This window comes from Pontivivens ytuae (assembly GCF_015679265.1).
Lineage (GTDB): Bacteria > Pseudomonadota > Alphaproteobacteria > Rhodobacterales > Rhodobacteraceae > Pontivivens > Pontivivens ytuae.
The window spans coordinates 1,254,886-1,275,772 of the sequence record NZ_CP064942.1; the positions used below are offsets into that span (position 1 = coordinate 1,254,886).

18 protein-coding genes are annotated in these 20,887 nt (G+C 66.1%); 5 read left to right on the top strand and 13 right to left on the bottom strand.

Going from position 1 to position 20,887, the window contains the following annotated elements; all coding sequences use genetic code 11:
* Positions 1–5 precede the first annotated feature (5 nt).
* The 8 genes from I0K15_RS06025 to I0K15_RS06060 form a co-directional block, all read right to left on the bottom strand.
* Complete coding sequence (locus I0K15_RS06025) at positions 6–1,220, bottom strand: CpaE/TadZ family protein (RefSeq protein WP_196104493.1); 1,215 nt, start codon at positions 1,218–1,220, stop codon at positions 6–8.
* A gap of 18 nt (positions 1,221–1,238) precedes the next feature.
* A complete protein-coding gene (locus I0K15_RS06030; RefSeq protein ID WP_230374307.1) occupies positions 1,239–1,985 on the bottom strand; it encodes a TadE/TadG family type IV pilus assembly protein in 747 nt (248 codons plus the stop codon).
* Complete coding sequence (locus tag I0K15_RS06035; protein WP_196104495.1) at positions 1,967–2,581, bottom strand: TadE/TadG family type IV pilus assembly protein; 615 nt, start codon at positions 2,579–2,581, stop codon at positions 1,967–1,969. Before I0K15_RS06035 ends, I0K15_RS06030 begins: the two co-directional genes overlap by 19 nt.
* A gap of 135 nt (positions 2,582–2,716) precedes the next feature.
* Positions 2,717–3,346 carry an OmpA family protein gene (locus I0K15_RS06040; RefSeq protein ID WP_196104496.1) on the bottom strand — a complete coding sequence of 210 codons (630 nt, stop codon included), beginning with the start codon at positions 3,344–3,346 and terminating at the stop codon, positions 2,717–2,719.
* On the bottom strand, positions 3,333–4,751 hold the full coding sequence (locus I0K15_RS06045) for a type II and III secretion system protein family protein (protein ID WP_196104497.1): 1,419 nt from the start codon (positions 4,749–4,751) through the stop codon (positions 3,333–3,335). The genes I0K15_RS06040 and I0K15_RS06045 overlap by 14 nt, the downstream gene beginning before the upstream one ends.
* A 157-nt stretch (positions 4,752–4,908) precedes the next feature.
* Positions 4,909–5,739, bottom strand: coding sequence for a Flp pilus assembly protein CpaB (gene cpaB / locus I0K15_RS06050; protein WP_196104498.1), 831 nt, complete (start codon positions 5,737–5,739; stop codon positions 4,909–4,911).
* Positions 5,740–5,851: 112 nt separating this feature from the next.
* Entirely contained in the window at positions 5,852–6,043 is a 192-nt protein-coding gene (locus tag I0K15_RS06055) for a Flp family type IVb pilin (RefSeq protein ID WP_196104499.1), read from the bottom strand.
* A 183-nt stretch (positions 6,044–6,226) separates the two neighbouring features.
* Positions 6,227–6,430 carry a Flp family type IVb pilin gene (locus I0K15_RS06060; protein ID WP_196104500.1) on the bottom strand — a complete coding sequence of 68 codons (204 nt, stop codon included), beginning with the start codon at positions 6,428–6,430 and terminating at the stop codon, positions 6,227–6,229.
* A gap of 275 nt (positions 6,431–6,705) precedes the next feature.
* Here I0K15_RS06060 and I0K15_RS06065 point away from each other — a divergent pair, with 275 nt between their 5' ends.
* Both I0K15_RS06065 and I0K15_RS06070 read left to right on the top strand, forming a co-directional pair.
* Positions 6,706–7,515, top strand: coding sequence for a lytic transglycosylase domain-containing protein (locus tag I0K15_RS06065; RefSeq protein ID WP_196104501.1), 810 nt, complete (start codon positions 6,706–6,708; stop codon positions 7,513–7,515).
* A gap of 73 nt (positions 7,516–7,588) precedes the next feature.
* The gene (locus I0K15_RS06070; protein WP_196104502.1) at positions 7,589–7,972 is read left to right on the top strand and encodes a hypothetical protein; all 384 of its coding nucleotides are present in this window, start codon (positions 7,589–7,591) and stop codon (positions 7,970–7,972) included.
* 10 nt (positions 7,973–7,982) lie between these two features.
* Here I0K15_RS06070 and I0K15_RS06075 read toward each other — a convergent pair whose 3' ends face one another.
* Both I0K15_RS06075 and I0K15_RS06080 read right to left on the bottom strand, forming a co-directional pair.
* Positions 7,983–9,905: a PBP1A family penicillin-binding protein gene (locus tag I0K15_RS06075; RefSeq protein ID WP_196104503.1), complete on the bottom strand. Its 1,923-nt coding sequence runs from the start codon at positions 9,903–9,905 to the stop codon at positions 7,983–7,985.
* Positions 9,906–10,065: 160 nt separating this feature from the next.
* The gene (locus I0K15_RS06080) at positions 10,066–10,470 is read right to left on the bottom strand and encodes a metallopeptidase family protein (protein ID WP_196104504.1); all 405 of its coding nucleotides are present in this window, start codon (positions 10,468–10,470) and stop codon (positions 10,066–10,068) included.
* 75 nt (positions 10,471–10,545) lie between these two features.
* Between I0K15_RS06080 and I0K15_RS06085 the strand changes: the two genes are divergently transcribed.
* The 3 genes from I0K15_RS06085 to I0K15_RS06095 all read left to right on the top strand — a co-directional run bounded on the left by I0K15_RS06085 (position 10,546) and on the right by I0K15_RS06095 (position 14,952).
* Positions 10,546–11,046, top strand: a complete 501-nt coding sequence (locus I0K15_RS06085) for a hypothetical protein (RefSeq protein WP_196104505.1) — start codon at positions 10,546–10,548, stop codon at positions 11,044–11,046.
* The gene (gltX, locus tag I0K15_RS06090; protein WP_196104506.1) at positions 11,043–12,374 is read left to right on the top strand and encodes a glutamate--tRNA ligase; all 1,332 of its coding nucleotides are present in this window, start codon (positions 11,043–11,045) and stop codon (positions 12,372–12,374) included. Before I0K15_RS06085 ends, gltX begins: the two co-directional genes overlap by 4 nt.
* Positions 12,375–12,441: 67 nt before the next feature.
* The gene (locus I0K15_RS06095; protein WP_196104507.1) at positions 12,442–14,952 is read left to right on the top strand and encodes a methyl-accepting chemotaxis protein; all 2,511 of its coding nucleotides are present in this window, start codon (positions 12,442–12,444) and stop codon (positions 14,950–14,952) included.
* 42 nt (positions 14,953–14,994) lie between these two features.
* Here the strand turns inward: I0K15_RS06095 and I0K15_RS06100 are convergent, their stop codons facing one another.
* From I0K15_RS06100 to I0K15_RS06110, 3 genes are all read right to left on the bottom strand, one after another.
* On the bottom strand, positions 14,995–16,833 hold the full coding sequence (locus I0K15_RS06100) for an ABC transporter ATP-binding protein (RefSeq protein ID WP_196104508.1): 1,839 nt from the start codon (positions 16,831–16,833) through the stop codon (positions 14,995–14,997).
* Positions 16,830–18,665 carry an ABC transporter ATP-binding protein gene (locus I0K15_RS06105; protein ID WP_196104509.1) on the bottom strand — a complete coding sequence of 612 codons (1,836 nt, stop codon included), beginning with the start codon at positions 18,663–18,665 and terminating at the stop codon, positions 16,830–16,832. The genes I0K15_RS06100 and I0K15_RS06105 overlap by 4 nt, the downstream gene beginning before the upstream one ends.
* Before the next feature lie 69 nt (positions 18,666–18,734).
* A complete protein-coding gene (locus tag I0K15_RS06110) occupies positions 18,735–20,861 on the bottom strand; it encodes a Hint domain-containing protein (protein WP_196104510.1) in 2,127 nt (708 codons plus the stop codon).
* Positions 20,862–20,887: the final 26 nt, after the last annotated feature.

The following is a 20,887-nucleotide window of genomic DNA, read 5'->3' on the forward strand; positions in this document are numbered from 1 at the left end:
CTGCCCTAGACCCGAGCCGCCTTCTGCTGATCTGCCAGTTCGACCAGCGAGCGTGCGACTTTGCGGATTTCCTTGCGCAGTGCATTGCTTCCCGACGTTTCGGACAAGGGTGCGCCCTGATCGCAGGAATTGGGCACGGCCTTGCCACCGTCCGGAAGCATTACGTTGTATTCGATGCCAAGGGATTCGGCCATGCGCTTGACCCGCGACTTGCCGCTTCCCATCCCCGATGGTGCCCGGTTGAGCACATATTGCAGCTTCTCGATCGGCAGATCCTCCGCCTTCAGCGCGCGGAGGAAGCGCAGCATGTTCTGCGCCGACCGGATGTCGATCTCCATGACCGTGAAGTAGGTTTCCGCCCGCTCCAGCACGACACTGGACCAGCCGACGAGGCTTCCGGGCATGTCCACGATGACGAAGTCATGGGTGGCAGCCGCCACGTCGAGGATCTGCTGGACGTCCGGCCCTTCGATGATCTCGTAGGGCACTGCCTCGGGCGGGGCGGTCAGGACCGACATCTTGTTCTTGTAGGTCGCCATCGCGTCGACGATCGCCGCGGTGTCGCGGCCCTCGGGCTCCGCGAGGAGCTGCATCGTCGCCTCGCGCCGGGCGAGGTCGAGATAGGTCGCCACACTGCCGAACTGCAGGTCGAAATCGATAAGGCAGACCTTGCGATCCACCTTGCGCGGCGCTTGCGCCATTTCCCAGGCGAGGTTCACCGCGAAGGTCGTGGCGCCCACACCACCGGCAACACCGTAGACCGGCAGGACCATCCCGTTCCGGCCCGCGCCATTTCCGCCACCAGCCTGCGGGGTCGCCGGACGCTCGCGCATCCGCGACAGGGTCTCCGCGAGGATGCCCTCGGCCATCGGATAGGGTGCAAAGTCGTCTGCCCCACCGCGCACCAACCGGTGCATGGTCGTGGGCGAGACCTCGTCGACCACTAGAAGCACGGCGATGCCGCGCTGCTTGCCGGCGGCGATCACGGTCTCGAACGGCTCAAGCGCGTTCTCGTCCTCCTGCTGCACGGCGACGATCAGCACATCGACGATATCGAGGTCGAGCTGCTCCACCGCGTTCGGCGCACCGTCGAGGGTCGCGGAACTCCATGCACCCGGATACTCCGCGTCCAGATCCTCGATCAGCAGATCGAATTCCTCGATGCTGCGCGCGACCGCCAGAGCCTCGACAGGGCGGGTCTCTTTCTTAAGCAATGCCATTTCGGACGTCGTACTCGCTCAAATTCCCAGATCTTCGGCGACAATCGTGGCGATGATCTGAGGAATGTCCATCTGCACGTCGGTGCGCTCGGCGCTCCGCTGCTCGATTGTTGCCGTTGCGTTGCCCTCCGAGTCCTCGGACCAAGTCGCTGTGTTGCCGCTGAAGAAACTCAGCACCACCGGAGTTTCGTCTGGATTGATCGCTAGAATAATAAGCGGAATGTAAGGCTGGCCCGCATTCCCCAGTCCGGAGTCCACATAGGACACTGCGAAGCTGTCATGGGCGAGCTGATACGCGAACCGGTCAATCTCGTTGTAGAGATCGAGAAAGCGATCGACCGAGCAACCGTTTGCGACGGCGCCAGTGCCACGAAGAGGATCGAGTGGACCCACGGCGGCAATCATAGCTGCCCCACTGCAAACAACGTTGGCGATCGGAGCGCAGGCCCCACTCACACACGGGTCGCCTGGCTCAAAACCATCCTCAGGCGTTCGGTTTATGGGAAACGTCCCCAAACCGGTCTCCTGAACCAAATTCGTTGCCAAGGGAGGCTGCACCGACGCCATGCGCGCTGCCATCTCGACGCCCTTCTGAGCACTCAATGCCCAGTGGTACGAAATTGAGACCTGCAGGATTAGGAAGATTAGCATAATCAGCGGCGTAAAGATGATGACAAACTCGACCGTCGACGATCCGCGCTCATCTTTGGCAAGCCGGCGCAGAAAAGCTGAAATACGCGCGATCATCAGTCCGTCCTCGGCCACGTTTCGATCGCGGTCATCGCTATACCTTCCGGAATGTCGCGAACGACGAGGTCGATGTAATCGATCCGGGCTGCGCCTCCCGCGGTGACCGAGAACGAAACGTCTTTCTCGCGAAACCCGATGAGATTGACGAAGGGAAATTCGACGGCAGCGACAATGGCTACAATCGTTTCCGTCTCCGATGGCAGGATGAGGATCGAGTCCGACAGAAATTCACCGTCGAGGCCCGTTGAGAGCTCACCCGTCGAGTCGTCGGTGTATAGGCCTGTGCACCCTGCTGCCGATCGCCCATCACCAGACCCATCCGACAGCGTCACACGACCGGCCAAGCGCAGCGTGATAATCTGACGCGCCGTGCATATGAATTGATCATCCACAGTACGCGTGTTTTCGTTGATTGGCGCCCGCGAGATGAAGCGCGCAGCGTCTCGCGCCGCAACGTCCATCGAGTTGCGAACCCGCATCGCATTTCCATATTGCTCGGCAAAGCCAAGCGCAGCCAATAGAATCGGCAGCGTGACCACAAATTCGACGGTGATCGCCCCCCGCGCGTCACCGAGAAAGGTCCGCAACCGATCAAAGGGTGTCTTCAGCACCTTTTGATCCCCCACATTTGCCACAAGCACCGGACCAGGCGCTAGTAGCTACAACCATAGGCGGATTTTTGCCCAAAAAACAAGCTGAACAAGAAGGGACTTGCCGACACAACTCATCGGCAAGTCCTGATGCGATTATTCGCCCGAAGCGAACTCAATATCGACGATGGCGTCTTTATTGACATAGGCATCGTAGATGTTGACGGCGCGTTTACCATCGAAACCACTGCCCGCCAGTTCCGCCGCAATACCCGCCACGCGGGTAACGGTACGACGATTGAGCCGCTCACGTTGCTCCGTAGCAACAACCGGCATCGTCTCGCCGAAGGTCGAGACCGCATCGAGTCGGCTCCGATCCACGCCGCGACTCACCAGGTAAGCCACTGCAGATTCGGCGCGACGCAGGCCGAGACTGAGATTGAAGTTCTCACCGCCCACGAGGTCGGTGTGACCTTCAACCCGCAGGCGCGCTTCCGGATGGTTGCGCAGCCAGTTGGCTTGCTGATCAAGGATCGCACGCGCCTCAGGGCCCAGCGTCGACCGGTTGAAGTCGAAGTTCACCGTGGTGGGAACCTGCTGTTCGAACCGGGCGGACAGGGCATCGAACAGCGCGCCTTCGGTGGCGTAGCCCACTTGGACCGCGTGGTTCGTAGCAACAGCCTCGCCAAAGCCGGGCGACGTGCTGGTGAGCCCCGCCTCGTCATAGGAACACGCACCCAGAGCCGCAGCGGCGAAAATAGGCAAACAGATTTTATTCCAGGACATAGCCATAGTCCCCCTCGAAGTCCTGAGATGCAATAGCGGAGCCTTCACCCGCAACGCGGCCGAGCAGAAACAGTTCGCGCTCGTTCGGAATGCGGACGCGATCGGTCGGCAGGGCGAGCAGTTCGCCATCGGTCGGTGAAACCAGGTAGGGCGTTATGAGAACCACCAACTCCGTTTGGCTCCGCTGGAACTCGGCCGAGCGGAACAGCGTGCCGAGGATCGGGATGTCACCCAGAATTGGAACCTGCGCGACGCTGTCTGCGAAGTCGTCCTGCAACAGGCCCGCGATGGCGAAGGTCTGCCCGTCACGCATCTCGACCGTGGTTGACGCAGAACGGGTAGAGAACCCATTCACCGTCGTGCCGCCCGACGTCACGACGACGTTGGAGTCGATTGCACTGACCTCGGTCGCGATCGACAGATTGATGAGGTCGTCATCGATTACAAGCGGCGTGAAGCCGAGCTGAACGCCAAACGGACGGTAGTCGATCGTGATTCCATCTTCGTCCTGAACCGGGATCGGCACTTCGCCGCCCGCTAGGAACTCTGCGCTTTCGCCGGACAGGGCGATAAGATTGGGCTCTGCCAAAGTGCGAACCAGGCCGTCGGTCTCCAACGCGTCGATCACGAGATCGATTGCAACGTCACCGGTTCGGAACGCCACACCAAGACCGCCGAAGGCATCCGCTCCGATCGGAAAGGTGATTGGGCTTCCGTCACCGACGGAGCCGTTGTTCAGCACTGCATCAGGACCGCCCGAAAGGCTGCCGCTACCCAGAATGCCCCCGAAGTCACCCGCGGATGCGGCCACCCCGATCCCGAAGCCGAGCTGCTGGCTCACGCTGCGGTTCATCTCGGCGAAGCGGACCTTGAGCATCACCTGTTGCGTGCCGCCCACGGTCATGAGGTTGGTGACATTCTCGGGCGCATACTGGTTCGCGAGTTCCATCGCCCGCGCAACCTTGCGCGCGCCGGAGACACGGCCCGAGAGCACGATGCCCGCGCCTGCGGTGCGAACCTCGATCGGCTCGCCGGGCAGGATGTCGGCCAGACGCTCCTTGAACTCGGCGATGTCGGGGGTGACGCGGATCTCCACGTTGGTGATCAGCTGCCCGTTGATGCCGATGAGCGTGAGCGTCGTCCGGCCGGCCGCACGGCCCAGCACGTAGAGGCTCGTCTCGTTGAGAACCGCCACGTCTGCGATGCGCGGATTGGCGAGGCTGAGCTCACTGACCGGCACCGAGGTCTCGACGACAATCGCGCGGTCGACAGTGACGGCGATGTTCTCCGCCACCGCGCCGCGCACGACGCTGAGGACCGTTCCCGACTGGGCCTCAGCTGCTGTTGTACCGAGGACGGTTGCGATGCAGAGCACGCCGCCTCGAATCAATTTCCCCAAGGACATGTTGCCGAATTCTCCTGACCCACAACCTGTAGTGTTACGCCCGTCTTGTGAGGCGTCTCGATGGCTTGATCGTGCCCCATTTCCGAAAAAAGGCAAGAATCAAGAGGTTAGGGGGAGACTCTACTATGGGATTTCAGCAACAGCCCGGAAGTGGGCCTTAGTCGACGGTGATGGTATCGGAGGATTCCGTGCCGCGACGGATCGTTACAGTGCGGCGCTCAACCGGTGCGGGTGCTGCAACCGGCTCAGGTGCTACGTAACCCACGACATCATCCAGATTGATCTCCAGATCGCCGGTGACGGTCTCGTCCCCGAGGCCGCGCAAGCTGAGCGACAGCGCGCCGGACGACTGGGCTTGGGCCAGCGTCGCCGCTTGTTCGGGCGTTACCTTCACGGTGATCGTCCGCGCGACCATCGGTCGGTTGCGATCGGAATCGGAGATTTGGTCGATGGCGATAAGCTCGAGATTCTCGATGATCAGCCGGGTCACAGCCTCGCCCCGAAAGCGACCTGACCAGAACACGTCCACACGATCTGACGGTTTTAGGAAACCCGAAACGCCCGATGCGACATCGACGCGGATCGTAAAGGCCCGAAAACCCTCACCAAGGCGAGCGGCCATTCCCGCCTGTTGCCCGAAACCTGTGATTTTCATGCTCATGATCGGTTCACCGCGTTCAATGACACGGAGGACCTGCCGCGGCTCCGAGCTCTCGCCAAAGATCTCCTCGCGCGAGCTGAACCAGTCCTCGTTCACCGCCTGCTGCGGAAAATTCAAGATCCCCACCATATCCGGCGTTAGCGTCGCGCCGTAAGCAAGCTGCCGACGTGCGACCACCACAGGAACGTATTGTTGCTGCTGCTGCTCTGCCTGCTGCGAGCGCGCGAGCGCCTCTTCGTAGCTATCAAAGCGTTGCTTCGCTGCAAGGACGGCAAATCCGGCGAGCCCCAGACCCGCGACGAGGAAAAGAAGAAAGACGAGTCGCATTACTACCCCCAAATCGTAACGAACGACGGCGAGATCAGCTCTGTGTTGCTGGGGCTGAAACCGGATCGCTTGCGGTCAGGGCTCCAACGCCAGCGGCACAGAGACTGAAGCCTTAGGATCCAAACATGGTATCCACAGTGTTTTCAATTCTGTCGCTCACGACCTGCCCACTTTCATCTAGAGCGGGCTCCACGATCGCGACGGTTCCGATTGCAAGCGCAACCACGGCACCAGCAAGCACAACCCAGTCGACGGTAACCGCCCCATCCGTGTCGCGCAGAAAGGAAGACAGTTCTTGCTTCATGGCCGATAGCTCCATGCCGCCTCACAGACCTCAACGGCTGGCGCCCCCGCCTCCAGCATTCATAAAAATTGCCGCCGCAAGGCGGCGGCAATTAGGTAGATTGGACTCGGATCGCATCATGTAGGCCACCGCAACCCCACGTGAGAAACACAAAAGCGGTGATGACTACATTGGGACGCGAAATTAGCTGCCGAGGTTCTGATCCTGCAGGGTGTTAACCGCGTTGCTCAGCTGGTTGTTCACACCCGTTGCTGCAGTCTCGAGGCCACCCTCAACCGTTGCGACCACACCGATGGCCAGAGCCACAACAGCGCCCGCGAGCACAACCCAGTCCACGGTCACGGCGCCGGACTCTTCCTTGCGGAACTTGCTGATGAACTTGAACATTTGTATCCCCTCCAAGAGATCCCGTTTCACGTTATCGCCGATTGCCTTTGGCTGTGTCAGCGGCGACTGAGAGATTCTTAACCAGGCTTTGTGACCTGAATTGGGCGTCCCCACAGGCCCATGAACTCAATCGCAGGGTGAAATTTCCTGGGAAATGCGGCCTGAATGTGGCGCTCGCGACTCAAAGTCTGACGAAAAGGAAAACAACTCTCACGTAGCGTCATCGTATGTGACACGCTGAGATGTAAGAGCTTTGTCCAAGGGACGTTTCCACCATGGTCAGGACAGTACTGCGCATCTTCGTCACTGCGCTTGGGATTGCAGTGACAGCCCTGCCCGCACTGGGGCAATCGTCGATCCAGTTCCGGTCGGTCTCGTCTGAGCTTGCGAACCGGCCGCGGGGTGGGGTCATCGATCTGTTCGGGGGCGCACCTGCCAGCCCGTCCGTCACGCGGCCGCAGGATTCAGCGCCCTGGTATTGGGAGGTGATGTCGCCCCAGCGCGCCGCCGCCGACCGGATGAGGTTCGGGGAGGCCTGGCGCGCCGCCGCCGAAGGTCCCGTCGGACGCCCCAGTGCCGCGACGCTCACCCGGATCGCGGCGGAGAACCGCGCGGCGCTCGACCGGGCCTACGCGCGCAGCAGCCTCTCCCAGGCGTTGCTGCTCGCCGTTATCGCCACCGAGTCCGCCGGGCGGGCCGATGCGATCAGTCCGAAGGGTGCGGTCGGGCTCATGCAGCTCATGCCGGGGACGGCGCGGGAAGTCGGGGTGGAGAACCCGCTCGACGCCGCGCAGAACATCGCGGGCGGCGCACGCTACTTAAGTCGGCAACTCCTCGCTCATGAGGGCGATGCAATTCTGGCGCTCGCGGCGTACAATGCAGGTCCAGGCGCGGTCGATCGCGCCAGCGGCGTCCCGGCCTTCGCCGAAACGAGAGCCTACGTTCCGAAGGTCCTCGCCGCGTTCGCGGTCGCGCGCGATCTGTGCCTCGACCCGCCGGTGGCGCCTCGGGCCGAGTGCGTGCTCGATCTCGTCACGGCCCATCCCGATGGCGAAAGCGAGGCGGAAATCGCCGCGGCCGACTGAACGATCCGGCAGCTCGTTCGTTAGTTCGTCAGGCCAGGCAATGGCTTATGGCGTCGAAACGAGGAGCTCACCCATGCTCACCAAGGCCCTCTCTACCGCAGTCATCACGCTGGCGACGCTTGGCGGCGCGCCGGTGGCGGCACAAGGCTTCGACGATCCGGTGACCTACGCCCGGGCGGCGCAGTTCATCGAGGACAATCGCCGGATGGAATCGCGGCTCACCCGCAACAACCTCGACTACACGGCGTGGCAGGCCCCGATGCAGGCCCGCGACCTGATCGACAGCGAGGCGTTCGACACGCCGCGCCTGGCCGATCTCAACAGCATCCAGACCATCGACGTGCAGCCCGCGCGTTTGATCCGACGGACGCAGGCGCAGGTCGCGCGCGCCTCCAGCGTTCCCGAGGGGCTGACGCCGGCGGAATACGCGCAGTTGCTGGAGGCGAACGGCCTCTGAGCCGCGGCGCCTACCGCGTGCAGAGCCGCCGCGGGCCCGAATAGGGCTGGAAGGTGCAGTCCGACACGCGGAACGACCGGTAGGTCTGCGCGCAAAGCTGGACGTTGCAGATGGGTGCGGCGTTCTCATCCTCTTCCGCCACGGCGAGCTCCGCGGGATCGATGGTCTCGTCGGTCTGGACCTCGGTCAGGAAGCGGTTCCAGATGATCGCGGGCAGGCTGCCGCCCGTCACATCCTCCGTCGGCGTGTAGTCGTCATTGCCGACCCACACCCCCACGATCAGCGGCGCGTTGAAGCCGATGAACCAGGCGTCGCGGTAATCCTGCGTCGTCCCCGTCTTGCCCGCCACGAACTGCCCTTCGAGCTGCGCGCGCCGCCCGGTGCCGCGCTCCACGACCATGGCGAGCATGCCGGTGATGTCGACGAGCACCGGGGAGAGGTCGTGCTGCGGCCGCCGCGACGGCCCTACGCGGAAGACGCGGCCGGTCTCGTCCACCTCGAAATTCTCGATGCCCCAGGGCTCGATCGGCGCGCGCCCCGCACGGATCGAGGCATAGGCGCCGGTCATGTCCAGCAGCGTGATCGCGGAGGTGCCGAGCGCCACCGAAGGCGTCGCCAGCATATCGGCGTCGATGCCGAGCTCCCGCGCCGCGTCGACCACATTCTCCAGCCCCACCTCCATGGCGAGGTTCACGGTCGCCGCGTTGAGCGACCGGCCCAGCGCCTCGGCCAGCGTCACGTCGCCGAAGAAGCGGTCGTTGTAGTTGCCGGGCTCATAGTCGCCGATCGCCACCGGCCGGTCCGAGACGATGGAGTTCGGTGAGTACCCCGCCTTCAGCGCCGCGTAGTAGACCACCATCTTGAAGGTCGAGCCCGGCTGCCGCTCCGCCTGCGTCGCCCGGTTGAACTGGCTCGCCTGGTAGTCGCGCCCACCGATCATGGCGAGGATCGCGCCGTCGGGGCGCAGGGCAACAAGGGCAGCCTGCTCCACCCCCATCTCCTCCCCGAACTCGTCGAGCGCTTCGTCCACCACGCCTTGCGCGATCCGCTGCAGGCGCGGATTGAGCGTGGTGCGGAAGGTCATGGCGCCGCCGAAGCCGCCCGCCACCTCGCGCGCCTCGCCGATCACCCAGTCGGTGAACCAGCCCCCGGCGCCGAGGTCCGGCTCCGTCGGGTCGAGCTCAACCACCGTGGCGCGGGCGGCGTCACGTTCCTCCGCCGTGATCGCGCCGTTCTCCACCATCAGGTCGAGCACGATCAGGCTGCGCGCCCGCGCCGCCTCGAGGTTGGAGATCGGGTTGAGCCGCGACGGCGCGCGGATCAGCCCGGCGATCATCGCCGATTCGGGCAGGGTGAGCTCGGAGACCGGCTTGTTGAAGTAGCGCCGCGCCGCCGCGGGCACCCCGGTCGAGCCCGCGCCCAGATAGATGTTGTTGAGATAGCGGGTGAGGATCTCCTCCTTCGACATCCGCCGCTCGATCACGACGGCGAGCACCGCCTCCTGCACCTTGCGTTTCAGCGTCTGCGCATCGTCGAGATAGACGTTCTTCACGAGTTGCTGCGTGATGGTGGAGCCGCCCTGCACCACGCGGCCCTCGATCAGGTTCTCCCGAAACGCCCGCGCGATGCCCTGCGGATCGACCCCGTAGTGGGAGAAGAAGCGTTGATCCTCCACCGCGACGACCGCCTGCACCAGATGCTCCGGGAAGTCGCGATAGGGTGTGGGCACGCCACGCGAAGGCCCGCGGCGCACCAGCGGCGTGCCATCCGTCGCCTCCAGCGCGATGATCGGGCTGTTGGTGCGGCTCAGGATGTCGTCGATCGGCAGATCGCGAAGGCCCCAGTAGAGCACGCCGCCCACGGCGACCACGGCCAGGATCAGAAGGAAAAAGAAGGTCCGAAAGATCGCCCCGATCAACCGGCGGATAATCATTGGCGTGTCGCCCCCATGGAAAATCTCTTTATAGAACCGTGACTTGCATCAAATGCCCCACGGCATTCGCAGATAGCTCAGACTGACGCATTTCCATGCCACCGGCGTTGCGCCACGCTAAAAATCGGCGATTTTTCGCCAAGTGTGACCGAACGCTACGTCACCGCGTCCAGTCGTCGATTTGCATTATGCGCTCATCCGACCATCCGAAGTGATGCGCAATCTCGTGAACGAGGACGTGGGACACCAGTTCCTCCAGCCCCACATCGCCGCGGTCGATCCACTCCTCGAGGATCGGACGGCGGTAGAGAAAGACCTGATCCGGCCCCTCGCGCTGATCCGCTACCGACTTCTCGGTCAGGGCGACGCCGTCATAGAGCCCCGTCAGCTCGAACGGATCCTCGATGCCGAGACCGTCGAGCACCTCCTGCTCCGCGAAATCCTCGATCCTCAGGGCGACGTCACCGCACTGCTCCCGGATCTCCGCCGGCAGGGCGTCGAGCGCCCGGCGCGCCATCGCCTCGATCTCCGCGAGGCCGGGCGGCAGGATGTCGGGTTCGTCCATGTCCCGACGATAGGCAAGCGGGGTGCGCGCGCAAGGGCGCTTGACGGCGCAGGGCGCGGTGCGCTCCGCTGCGGCATGACCCGATCCTTCATGAGCTTCACGCCCTCGCCGGGCATCCGCGCGCTCCTGATCCCGGGCGGCGCGCTGGTGCTGCTGATCGGGCTCGCCACGCCGATCTGGCTGTGGCTGGTCTTCTCGGGCTGGGCCGGGCTGGTCGCGGCCCCCGCCTTCCTCGCGCTGGCCGGGGTCGGCGCGGGCGGCATCCTCACCGGGCTGATCGTCGGGCCGATGGGGCGGCCGAGCCTCATCCTCGACGAGACGGGCATCGAGGTCCCCGCCTACTCCATCGGTCCCCTGCCCTGGCGGGAGATCGTGGAGGTCGCGGTGATCGACAGCGGCGGCGGCGGCCTGCGCCTCACCCCGCGGCGGCCGGAGACGCTGCCGCTCCTCGCGCGCTGCCAGATGGCGCTCAACGGCGGGCTCGGCGTCATCGTGATCTCACATTCCTACTTAAATGCCCCGGCCGAAACCGTTATGGAGGCCGCGCAATCGTTCAGAGCCGAAAGCCGTCCATGACAGTCACCCGTTTCGCCCCCTCGCCCACCGGCTACCTCCATATCGGGAACCTGCGCGCAGCCCTCTTCAACTGGCTGATCGCGCGACAGGCGGGCGGGACGTTCATCCTGCGGCTCGACGACACCGATCCGGAGCGGTCGAAGGACGAGTACAAGGACGCGATCCGTGAGGATCTCGAATGGCTCGGCCTCACTTGGGATCGGGAGGAGACGCAGTCCTCCCGCCTCGGCCGCTATGAGGAGATCGCGGACAAGCTGCGCGCCGACGGCCGTCTCTACGAGGCGTTCGAGACGCCGACCGAGCTCGACCTCAAGCGCAAGAAGCAGCTCAACATGGGCAAGCCCCCGGTCTATGACCGCGCAGCGCTGGAGCTGAGCGAGGAGGAAAAGGACCGCCTGCGTGCCGAGCGTGGCGGCCACTGGCGCTTCAAGCTCGATCACGACCGGATCGAGTGGGAGGACGCGATCCTCGGCCCGATCTCGATCGACGCGGCCTCCGTCTCCGACCCGGTGCTGATCCGCGGCGACGGGCAGATGCTCTACACCATGGCGAGCGTGGTGGACGACACCGACATGGGCATCACCCACGTGGTCCGCGGCTCCGACCACGTGACCAACACCGCGACCCAGATCCAGATCATCGAGGCGCTGGGGTACACCGCGCCCACCTTTGCCCACCATTCCCTGCTGACCGGCCCGCAGGGCGAGGCGCTGTCCAAGCGGCTCGGCACGCTCGCGTTGCGCGACCTGCGCGCGGCGGGGATCGAGCCCATGGCGATCCTCAGCCACATGGCCCGTCTCGGCTCCGCCGACCCGGTGGAGCTGCGCACGACGCATCAGGAGCTGATCGACGGCTTCGACCTCTCGAAGTTCGGCGCCGCTCCGACCAAGTTCGATGCGGAGGACCTGAAGCCGCTGACCGCCCGCACGCTGCACGGCCTCGACTACGACGCCGTCGCCGACCGCCTCGCCGCGCATGGCATCACGGGTAACGACGCGCCGGCCTTCTGGGACATGGCGCGGGAGAACGTGACGGTCCTCGCCGACGCCGTTCCCCTTTGGACCATCACGCAGGAGGGGGCCACGCCGCTCGTCGCGGACGAGGACGCCGAGTTCATCGCGGACGCCCTCGCCAACCTGCCGCCGCGCCCCTGGACGCAGGAGAGCTGGTCCAACTGGGCCAACACGATGAAGGAACGCTCGGGCCGCAAGGGCAAGGCGCTCTTCATGCCGCTGCGCAAGGCGATCTCCGGCATGGAGCGCGGGCCCGACATGGCCAAGTTCATGCCGCTCCTCAAGCACGACCCGGCCTTCGACCCGGCGAATTAGGCCCCGATTAAGACCTTCGGGGTTAAGGGATCCCTCTGCCATGCGGGCATGAAGGGATCCCGATCGAATGAGACTCACGGTCAAACGCCGGATCGCACTGGGCTATATCGTCGTCATCCCGATGATGCTGGCCCTCGTCCTGGACGTGCGGACGTCGCTCGGCCGCGTGCAGGGACAGTTCGAAACCCAGCTCCAGCGGGTCGAGGCGATGACGATCGTCGATGCCTTGCGCGACGACTTTGCCGAGGCCGACCGCGCCGCGATCCAGGATCTGCTCTCCGACGAGCACACCTTGCGCGACTTCGCGGAGCGGGAGCTCGCCCGGATCGAGGAGGAGAGTGGCCCCGGCGCGATCTCCGGCGACTTCGATGAGCAGCGGATCGCGGCGATGCGCGACATCGTCGCCGATGTGGGCGCCTATCGCTCGGTCTACGCCGATGCGGTCGACCTACGCACCCGGATCGAGACCTCTACCGCCGATATCGTGGCCGAGATGGAGGCGCTGCGTGAGATCGCCGCGGGCATCGCCACCTCGCCGGCGGCGGAGGAGAACTTCGCGCTCGAGAACATCGCGCAGCGCCTGACCAACCACCTCTCCGACGCGCTGGCGCGCGAGCAGCCCGTCTCCATCGTCAACGGCGCGGACGAGGAGGTGCTGCGCCTCCTGAGCCTCGCCACCGCCGACGTCTCGCAACTGCGCGCGCTCGCGCCCTCGTCGCTGAGCGAGGAGGTCGGCACGCTGCGCGAGGCGCTGCCGCAGATCCCGCCCCGGCTCGCCGAATTGCACGAGCTCAGCACCTCGATCTTCCCCACCAAGATCAACGCGCTGCAGTTCATGCGGGAGGAGACGCATGACAGCCTCGACCGGCTGGTCACGGGCCTCGTCGCTGATCAGCAGGCCACGGGGCAGCGCGGGCAGGAAAAGGTGTCGGTGCTGCAGACGCGCATCCTGGTCCTCGTCGCCTCGATCATGGCGGCGGCGATCATGGTCTCCGTCATCATCGTGCGGTCTCTGCTCGTCCCGCTGGCCCGGCTCGACCGGGCCGTCAACGACATCGCGTCGGACCAGCCCGCCCGCACCATCCCCGACGACAGGACGGACGAATACGGCGACATGGCCCGCAGCATCCGCCGCATCGACGAGCGCGGGCGCATGGCCCGGCGCATCCAGGACGCGCTCGACAGTTCCGGCGTCGTCTTTGTCATCGCAAGCGCGCCGGACGCCGTGGTCTACGCCACCCGCGGCGCGCTGGAGGTTCTGGGCGACGACTGCTCCGGCGCGCTGCATGACCTCGTCGAGACCAACCCCGACGTGCACCGCTGCTTCTGCGAGGAGCACGACATCGCCCTCGCCGACACCCGCCACGGACGGCATTTCGACCTACGGGTTCGCTCGATCCTCGCCGATGACGGAACGATCGACGTGGTCGTGCTGCAATGGCAGGACCGGACCGAGGCCCGGCTCCTCCAGATGGAGATCACCAATCTCGTCGGCGCCGCGATGGACGGCGACTTCACCCATCGGGTCGATGTGACCGGCGGCGGCCATCTCGCCGACGCCGCCCACGCCCTCAACCGGATGTGCGCCGTCTTCGAAGAGGGGCTCGCCGCCGTGACCCGCGCCTTGGCGGCCCTTGCCGCGGGCGACCTCACCCACCGGATGGAGGGCGAGTTCACCGGCGCCTTCGCCCGCCTGCAAAGCGACATCAACAAGTCCTTCGCCACGCTGGGCGAGATGGTGAGCGACATCCACCTCACGGCCGAGGCATTGGCAAAGCTCAGCCGCCAGGTGACGGAAGATGCCGCCACCCTCTCCGAAGACGCAGACGCGCAGGCCGCCGCCCTCCAGCAAAGCAGCGCCACGATGGAGGAGATGTCGGTCGCCATCGCCACCACGTCGTCGCACAGCCAGGACGTGCGCGACCTTTCGTCCCGCGCCGCCGAACAGGGCCGCGCCGCGGCCGCCGTGGCCGAAGAGACCCGCGTCGCCATGGGCGAGGTCGAGGTCGCGTCGCGGCGCATGCAGGAGATCATCTCCGTCATCGATTCCATCGCCTTCCAGACCAACCTGCTGGCCCTGAACGCGGCCGTCGAAGCGGCCCGCGCCGGCGACAGCGGCAGCGGTTTCGCCGTCGTCGCGGCCGAGGTCCGCCACCTCGCCCAGCGCTCTGCCAACGCTGCCGCGGACATCTCGGCCCTCATCAAGGAGAGCGGCGCGCATATCGAGACCGGCAGCGTCCGCGTGACCCGCACGAACGAAGCACTGACCGCCATCTCCACCACGCTCGACGACATGAACCGGGCGATGGTCGGCATCTCCGACATGGCGCAGGAGCAGTCGACCTCGGTCACCGAGATCACGAGCTCCATCACGGCAATGGACGACGCAACCCAAGGTCAGGCGCGGCTCGCCGAAGCGGGCGCGCGGCGGGCCCAGTCGCTGCAGTCGAGTGCAATGCAACTGAGGAACCGCATGGAGCATTTCCGCCTCGTCCCGCGGCCGGAGGTTCAGCCCGAGCACGAAAGTGGCGATCAGAAACCGGACGCCGAAGACGACGCCTCGGCAACCCAAGACTAAACAGGAAAACCGGCAGCGCGGCGATCGGCGCACGGACGGGCCCTATTCGGCCGCGTCCGCCTGCAGGAAGCCACCGGACTGACGCGCCCAGAACGAAGCGTAGAGACCACCGCGGGCCAGGAGCACGTCGTGCCGCCCCTCCTCGACCACCCGGCCCTCGTCGATCACCACGATCCTGTCCATGCGGGCCAGCGTCGACAGCCGGTGCGCCACGGCGATCACGGTGCGGCCCTCCATAAGGGTCTCGAGCGCGGCCTGCACCGCCTGCTCCGTCTCCGAATCGAGCGCGGCCGTCGCCTCGTCCAGCAGGAGGATCGGCGCGTCCTTCAGGAACGCCCGCGCGATCGCCACCCGCTGCCGTTGCCCGCCGGAGAGCTTGACGCCGCGCTCGCCGAGCCGCGCGTCATAGCCCGTGCGGCCGTCATGATCGTGCAGCGCCATCACGAATTCATGCGCCTGCGCGGCCTGTGCTGCGGCGGTGACCTCCGCGTCCGTGGCATCGGGCCGCCCGTAGGCAATGTTGTCGCGGGCGGAGCGATTGAACATCGAGGTGTCCTGCCGGACCGTCGCGATCGCATCGCGCAACCCGTCCTGCGTGAGCTCCCGGATGTCGCCACCGTCGAGGGTGATGCGCCCCGCCTCCACATCGCGGAGCCGCAGCAGCAGCTCCAGCGCCGTCGACTTGCCTGCACCCGAGCGGCCGACGAGACCGACCTTCTCCCCCGCCGCGACCCGCAGCGACAGGCCGTCGAGCCCGCCGCCCTCGCGCCGGCCATAGCGGAATTCCACGTTCTCGAACGCGACGGCGCCGGCCACCCGCTCGGGCGCCGCGGCGTCGGCCCGGTCGAGCAGATCGTGGGGCGGCGTGAGGGTGCGCATCCCGTCCTCGATCTCGCCGATATTGGTGAACACGCCCATGGCCACGAAGCTCAGCCAGAACGACATCTGCCCGATCCGCGTCGCTAGCAGCCCCGCCATGGCGAGATCGCCCGGAGTGGCCTGCCCGCCCTGCCACAGCCAGATACCGGCCCCCAGCAGCATGACCGGCAGCGCGCCCGCCAGCACGCCGAGGCCGAGCCGGAACTGCACGGACACGACCCCGAAATCCTGCATCCGCTCGCGCAGGCGGGCCATGGCATCCTCGGCGGTGTCCCGCTCCCGCGTGGCGTGGGCGAAGAGCTTGACCGTCGCGATGTTCGACACCGTATCGACCACGTGGCCCGACAGCGCCGCCCGCGCCGCCGCCCGCGCCCGGGAGCGCTTGCGGATCCGCGGCAGCAACGCCCGGATGTAGAGCGCGTAGACCACGAACCAGCCGCCCAGCAGCAGCCCGAGCCAGCCCGAGACCTGCGACAGCAGCAGCGCCGCGCCGATCAGCACCGACAGCGCGTAGGTCGCGGAGTTCACCAGCTCGTTCAGTATGTTGGAGATGGCCGAGACCGTCTGCATCTGCTTTTGCGCGATGCGCCCCGCGAAATCCTCCTCGAAGAAGCGGAGGGATTGCCCCAGCGTGTGCCGGTTCAGCCGCACCATGGCCAGCGTCGAGGTGTTGGGCATGACGCCGAGCGAGTTGACCGCCGAGGTCACGCCCATCATCAGCGGCCGCAGCGCCATGAAGAAGAGTGCGGCACCGGCCAGCGTCCACAGATGCCGGTCGACGAAGCCGTCCGAACTCTCGCTCGCCACCAGATCCACGAGGTAGCCGACGAGCCACGCACCGAACGCCTCGCTGACGCCGAGGAACAGCCCGAGCAACGCCGCCACGCCGATCACCGGGCCCGAGCCCCGCAGCGCCCAGCGCAGGAACGGCCAGAGCGTGCGCGGCGGCGGCCCGTCGGCGGGCGCGAAGGCGTCCATCAGCTCCGTGAAGAACCGCCTCATTCGGCGACCGCCAGGAACCCGCCCGATTGCCGCGACCACAGCCGCGCGTAAAGACCGCCCTGCGCCAGCAACGCCTCGTGCGGGCCGTCCTCGACCACGTGGCCACCGTCCAGCACCAAGATCCGATCCATGGCCGCGATGGTGGACAGCCGGTGCGCGATGGCGATCACGGTCTTGCCCTCCATCATGCCGTAGAGCGCACCCTGGATCGCCGCCTCGACCTCGCTGTCGAGCGCGGAGGTCGCCTCGTCGAGCACGAGGATCGGCGCGTCCTTCAGCACCACGCGGGCGAGCGCGATCCGCTGCCGCTGGCCGCCCGACAGCTTCACGCCGCGCTCGCCGACATGGGCGTCGTAGCCGCGCCGGCCCTGCGGATCCTCAAGCTCGAGGATGAAGTCGTGTGCCTCGACCCGGCGCGCCGCCGCCTCGATCTCGGCATCGCTCGCACCGGGCGTGCCGTAACGGATGTTGTCGCGGACCGAGCGGTGGAGCAGCGAGGTGTCCTGCGTGACCATGCCCACGGCGCGGCGCAGGCTGTCCTGCGTCACGTCGCAGATCGCCTGGCCGTCGACCTCGATCCGGCCCTTCTCCGCATCGTGGAAGCGCAGGAGGAGGTTGACCATGGTGGACTTGCCCGCACCCGACCGGCCGACGAGGCCAACGCGCTGCCCGGCCGGGATCTCCAGCTCCACATGCTCCAAGCCGCCCGAGGCCTTGCCGTAATGGTGGCTCACGTCGCGAAAGGCGATGGCGCCGCCGGCCACCTGCAGATCGGCCGCCCCGTCGCTGTCGGTCAGCTCGATCGGCTGGGCGATGGTGTCCATCCCCTCCCGCACCACGCCGAGGTTTTCGAAGAGCGAAGACAGCGCCCACATGATCCAGCCGGTCATCGCGTTGAGCCGCAGCACCAGCGCGGAGGCCGCAGCGACCGTCCCGACCGAGGCCGTGCCCTGCTGCCAGAGCACCACCGACCAACCGATCACCGCGACGATCAGCAAACCGTTGATGAGCAGCAGCCCCAGCTCCATGAAGGAGATCAGGCGCATCTGCTTCTGAAACTTCTGGCGCGCCTCCTCGATCGCCTCGCCGGCGAACAGCTCCTCCTCCCGCGTGTGGGCGAAGAGCTTCACGGTCTGAATGTTGGTGTAGCTGTCCACGATCCGGCCCGTGATGGCCGAGCGTGCGTCCGAGAACTCCTTGGACGCCTGCGCGATCCGCGGGATCACGTAGAAGCAGAGCGAGATGTACATCATCGACCAGATGACGAGCGGCAGCATCAGCCGCGGATCGGTGCCGCCCAGCAGCACGAGCGCGCCGACAAGGTAGATCACCGCGTAGACCAGCGCGTCGAAGACCTGGAACGTCGCCTCCCCGGTCGCGGAGGGCGTCTGCATCACCCGGTTCGCGATCCGGCCCGCGAAATCGTCCTGGAACCAGCCCACCGACTGGCGCAGCACGTGCCGGTGCGCACGCCACCGGACCAGCGTGCCGAGATTGGGCAGCAGCGACTGGTTGAGGAACATCGTGTCCACGATCTGCGCGATCGGCCGCAGGAACAGGATGAAGAGCGCGATGAAGAGCAGCTCCAGCCCGTGCTCCGCGATGAAGGTCTGCGGCGTCGAGCCCTCCAGCAGGTCCACCACCCGGCCCGCATAGTAGATCAGTCCGATCTCCACCGCGGCGACGACGAGCGTGAACAGCGTGACGTAGATCAGGACCTTGCGGAAGGGGCGCAGGTACTCGAACAGGAACGGACCCAACCGGTCCGGCGGAGTGTCGCGGTCGGCATAGGGCTGGTAGGGATCCACCAGCCGCTCGAAAAAGCCAAACATGGGAACGGGCTCTCGTTCTACCGGGCGCGCAGCCCGAACTGTCCGTCGGGCCTGACACCCGGCATCGCCCTACCCCATGTAACGCAGAGCCGCGCTCGTGCAACGGGTGCTGACAAGATGACGGGCCTCGCGCCCCCGCCGCTCGGGCCGAGCCGTCGTGCCGTAGCCCTTGTGCAGCAGTTCCGGAAACAGGGCGAGCAGTTCGAGCCGCGCGGCGTGATCCATGCTGCCAAGCGTCTGAGCACCGGGGTGGAAGCTCTCGCTCGCCAGTCCGTCGGAAAAGACGATCTCGTGCCGGTCGAAGAGGAGGTGATGATACGTCACCTCCTCCACATCGATCTGCCGGATGCTGGATCCGTTCACCAGATGCACGGCCGGAACCAGTATCTCGACCCCGTCCGCCAGGGGCTCGGCCCGGCGCACCAGCAGGCGGTGCTGGGGCGAGACCACGATGTCGCGCGCCGGGCGGCCGGGGCCGAGCGCGCCCCGCCGGATGCGGATCGGGCGAAAGGCGGGCGCGGCCCGCAGCTCCGCCCCGGTCAGGTGCCGCCGCCCGATCCAGCGCACCGGCTGCGGCCCATGATCCTGCGTGACGACGAGGTCGCCGACCGCGATCTCCTCGATCCGCCGCGGCCCGATCACCGTCGTGATCGGCGTGCCGGTGGCAAAGCAGGGCGGCACGCCCGTGTTCGCCGTCTCGAGGTCGGAGATCGTGACGTCCTGCAGCCGGATCACCGCGCCGTCGGGCAGCGTCACCAGCAGGTCGGCACCCGATTGCGTCGCCGCATCCTCCAGGTCGGAGAAGCGGTCGAAGAACGGCTCGAGATTGATGAAATCGACGATGTCCCCGCCCGAGACGCGCGGCTGGAAGTCGGTCACCACGTCCTCGACCCCGGCCCCGCCGCCGAAGCTCGTCGCCTCGAACCGGTCCGCCCCGGCACCACCGGTCAGCGTGTCGGAACCCGCGCCGCCGTCGAGGGTATCATCACCCTCCGCCGGGCTGGGATTGGTCGAGGTCACCAGCCCCGAATCGGTGAGCTCCACCAGACTGCCACCGGTATCCGGCCCGCTGACGGCGACACCCAGCACGTTCAGCCCGGTCCGCTCGAAATACTCGATGGTGATCGTATAGCTGCCCGGCGTCAGCGTGGTCGTGTCGCTGACCGTCCGCGGCGCGTGCAGGCTGTCGTCGGAGACGACGGGCACGCCGTCGATATAGATCACCGCCCCGTCGTCGGAGGTGAGCTCGAACGTGTAGGTCCCGCCGGTGGTGATCGTGATCTCGCCGGAATAGCGGATGCCGAACTGCTCAGGGTTCGAGCCGTTGGCAAACACCGTCCCGTTGGCGGTGGCGAGACCCACGATGTCGATCTCGCTGACGAAACCGGTGGCGTCGGCCCCCGTCTCGGGAATGTCGTTCACGGAATCGATGTCCGAGCCGACATTGTAGAACTCGAAGTTCAGCCCCGTGCCCGCCGCGCCGTCGTCCCCGGCCAACGAATCGTCGCCCTCCTCACCGAAGAGCTGATCGTCGCCGTCGCCCCCGATCAGCACGTCGTTGCCGGGCGTGACTTCGGTATTGTCGTCCGGATCCCCGACGAGGCCGGATGCAAACAGATCCTGCGTGCCGCTCGTGCCCGGACCCGAGACATTGACGACGAGGCTCTCCCCGCCGCTGTTCTCGAAGAACAGGATCTCGATGTCGTGGGTGCCCTCGGTCAGGTCGATGGTGCCTGAGCGGGTCCGCACCCCGTGCAGGCCGTCGTTGTCGACGACCTCCACTCCGTCGATGAACACCTTCGACCCGTCGTCCGAGGCGGTGGAGAAGGTGTAGGTCCCCGCATCCCCCGCCCCGATCTCGATCGTGCCCTTGTAGCGAATGCCGAACTGGTTGGAGTTGCCCTCGCTGTCGTAGAGCGCTGCGAGCGCATCCACGTCGAAATCGTCGACGAAGCCGAAGGCGTCCGCCCCGCTCGTGGGGATGTCGTCGACCGTGTCGGGGTTGAAGGCGAAGTTGAAGAACTCGAAGAACAGGAAGCCCGGTGGCCCGTCGCCCGGCCCCCCGGCGTCACCGCGCAGGGTATCGTTCCCACCCGCCCCGTCGAGCGTGTCGGATCCGGTCCCTCCGCTGATGCTGTCGGCGGCGTCCGTCCCGGTCAGGCTATCCTGACCGACGCCCCCATCGATCGTGGCCATGACGGCCCCCACTCACTCCAGACACT

Excerpts from the sequence above, each read along its gene's own strand:
- I0K15_RS06025 (WP_196104493.1), bottom strand. The coding sequence starts at position 1,220 with ATGGCATTGCTTAAGAAAGAGACCCGCCCTGTCGAGGCTCTGGCGGTC.
- I0K15_RS06040 (WP_196104496.1), bottom strand. The coding sequence starts at position 3,346 with ATGTCCTGGAATAAAATCTGTTTGCCTATTTTCGCCGCTGCGGCTCTG.
- I0K15_RS06045 (WP_196104497.1), bottom strand. The coding sequence starts at position 4,751 with ATGTCCTTGGGGAAATTGATTCGAGGCGGCGTGCTCTGCATCGCAACC.
- cpaB (WP_196104498.1), bottom strand. The coding sequence starts at position 5,739 with ATGCGACTCGTCTTTCTTCTTTTCCTCGTCGCGGGTCTGGGGCTCGCC.
- I0K15_RS06055 (WP_196104499.1), bottom strand. The coding sequence starts at position 6,043 with ATGAAGCAAGAACTGTCTTCCTTTCTGCGCGACACGGATGGGGCGGTT.
- I0K15_RS06060 (WP_196104500.1), bottom strand. The coding sequence starts at position 6,430 with ATGTTCAAGTTCATCAGCAAGTTCCGCAAGGAAGAGTCCGGCGCCGTG.
- I0K15_RS06065 (WP_196104501.1), top strand. The coding sequence starts at position 6,706 with ATGGTCAGGACAGTACTGCGCATCTTCGTCACTGCGCTTGGGATTGCA.
- I0K15_RS06070 (WP_196104502.1), top strand. The coding sequence starts at position 7,589 with ATGCTCACCAAGGCCCTCTCTACCGCAGTCATCACGCTGGCGACGCTT.
- I0K15_RS06075 (WP_196104503.1), bottom strand. The coding sequence starts at position 9,905 with ATGATTATCCGCCGGTTGATCGGGGCGATCTTTCGGACCTTCTTTTTC.
- I0K15_RS06080 (WP_196104504.1), bottom strand. The coding sequence starts at position 10,470 with ATGGACGAACCCGACATCCTGCCGCCCGGCCTCGCGGAGATCGAGGCG.
- I0K15_RS06085 (WP_196104505.1), top strand. The coding sequence starts at position 10,546 with ATGACCCGATCCTTCATGAGCTTCACGCCCTCGCCGGGCATCCGCGCG.
- gltX (WP_196104506.1), top strand. The coding sequence starts at position 11,043 with ATGACAGTCACCCGTTTCGCCCCCTCGCCCACCGGCTACCTCCATATC.
- I0K15_RS06095 (WP_196104507.1), top strand. The coding sequence starts at position 12,442 with ATGAGACTCACGGTCAAACGCCGGATCGCACTGGGCTATATCGTCGTC.
- I0K15_RS06100 (WP_196104508.1), bottom strand. The coding sequence starts at position 16,833 with ATGAGGCGGTTCTTCACGGAGCTGATGGACGCCTTCGCGCCCGCCGAC.
- I0K15_RS06105 (WP_196104509.1), bottom strand. The coding sequence starts at position 18,665 with ATGTTTGGCTTTTTCGAGCGGCTGGTGGATCCCTACCAGCCCTATGCC.
- I0K15_RS06110 (WP_196104510.1), bottom strand. The coding sequence starts at position 20,861 with ATGGCCACGATCGATGGGGGCGTCGGTCAGGATAGCCTGACCGGGACG.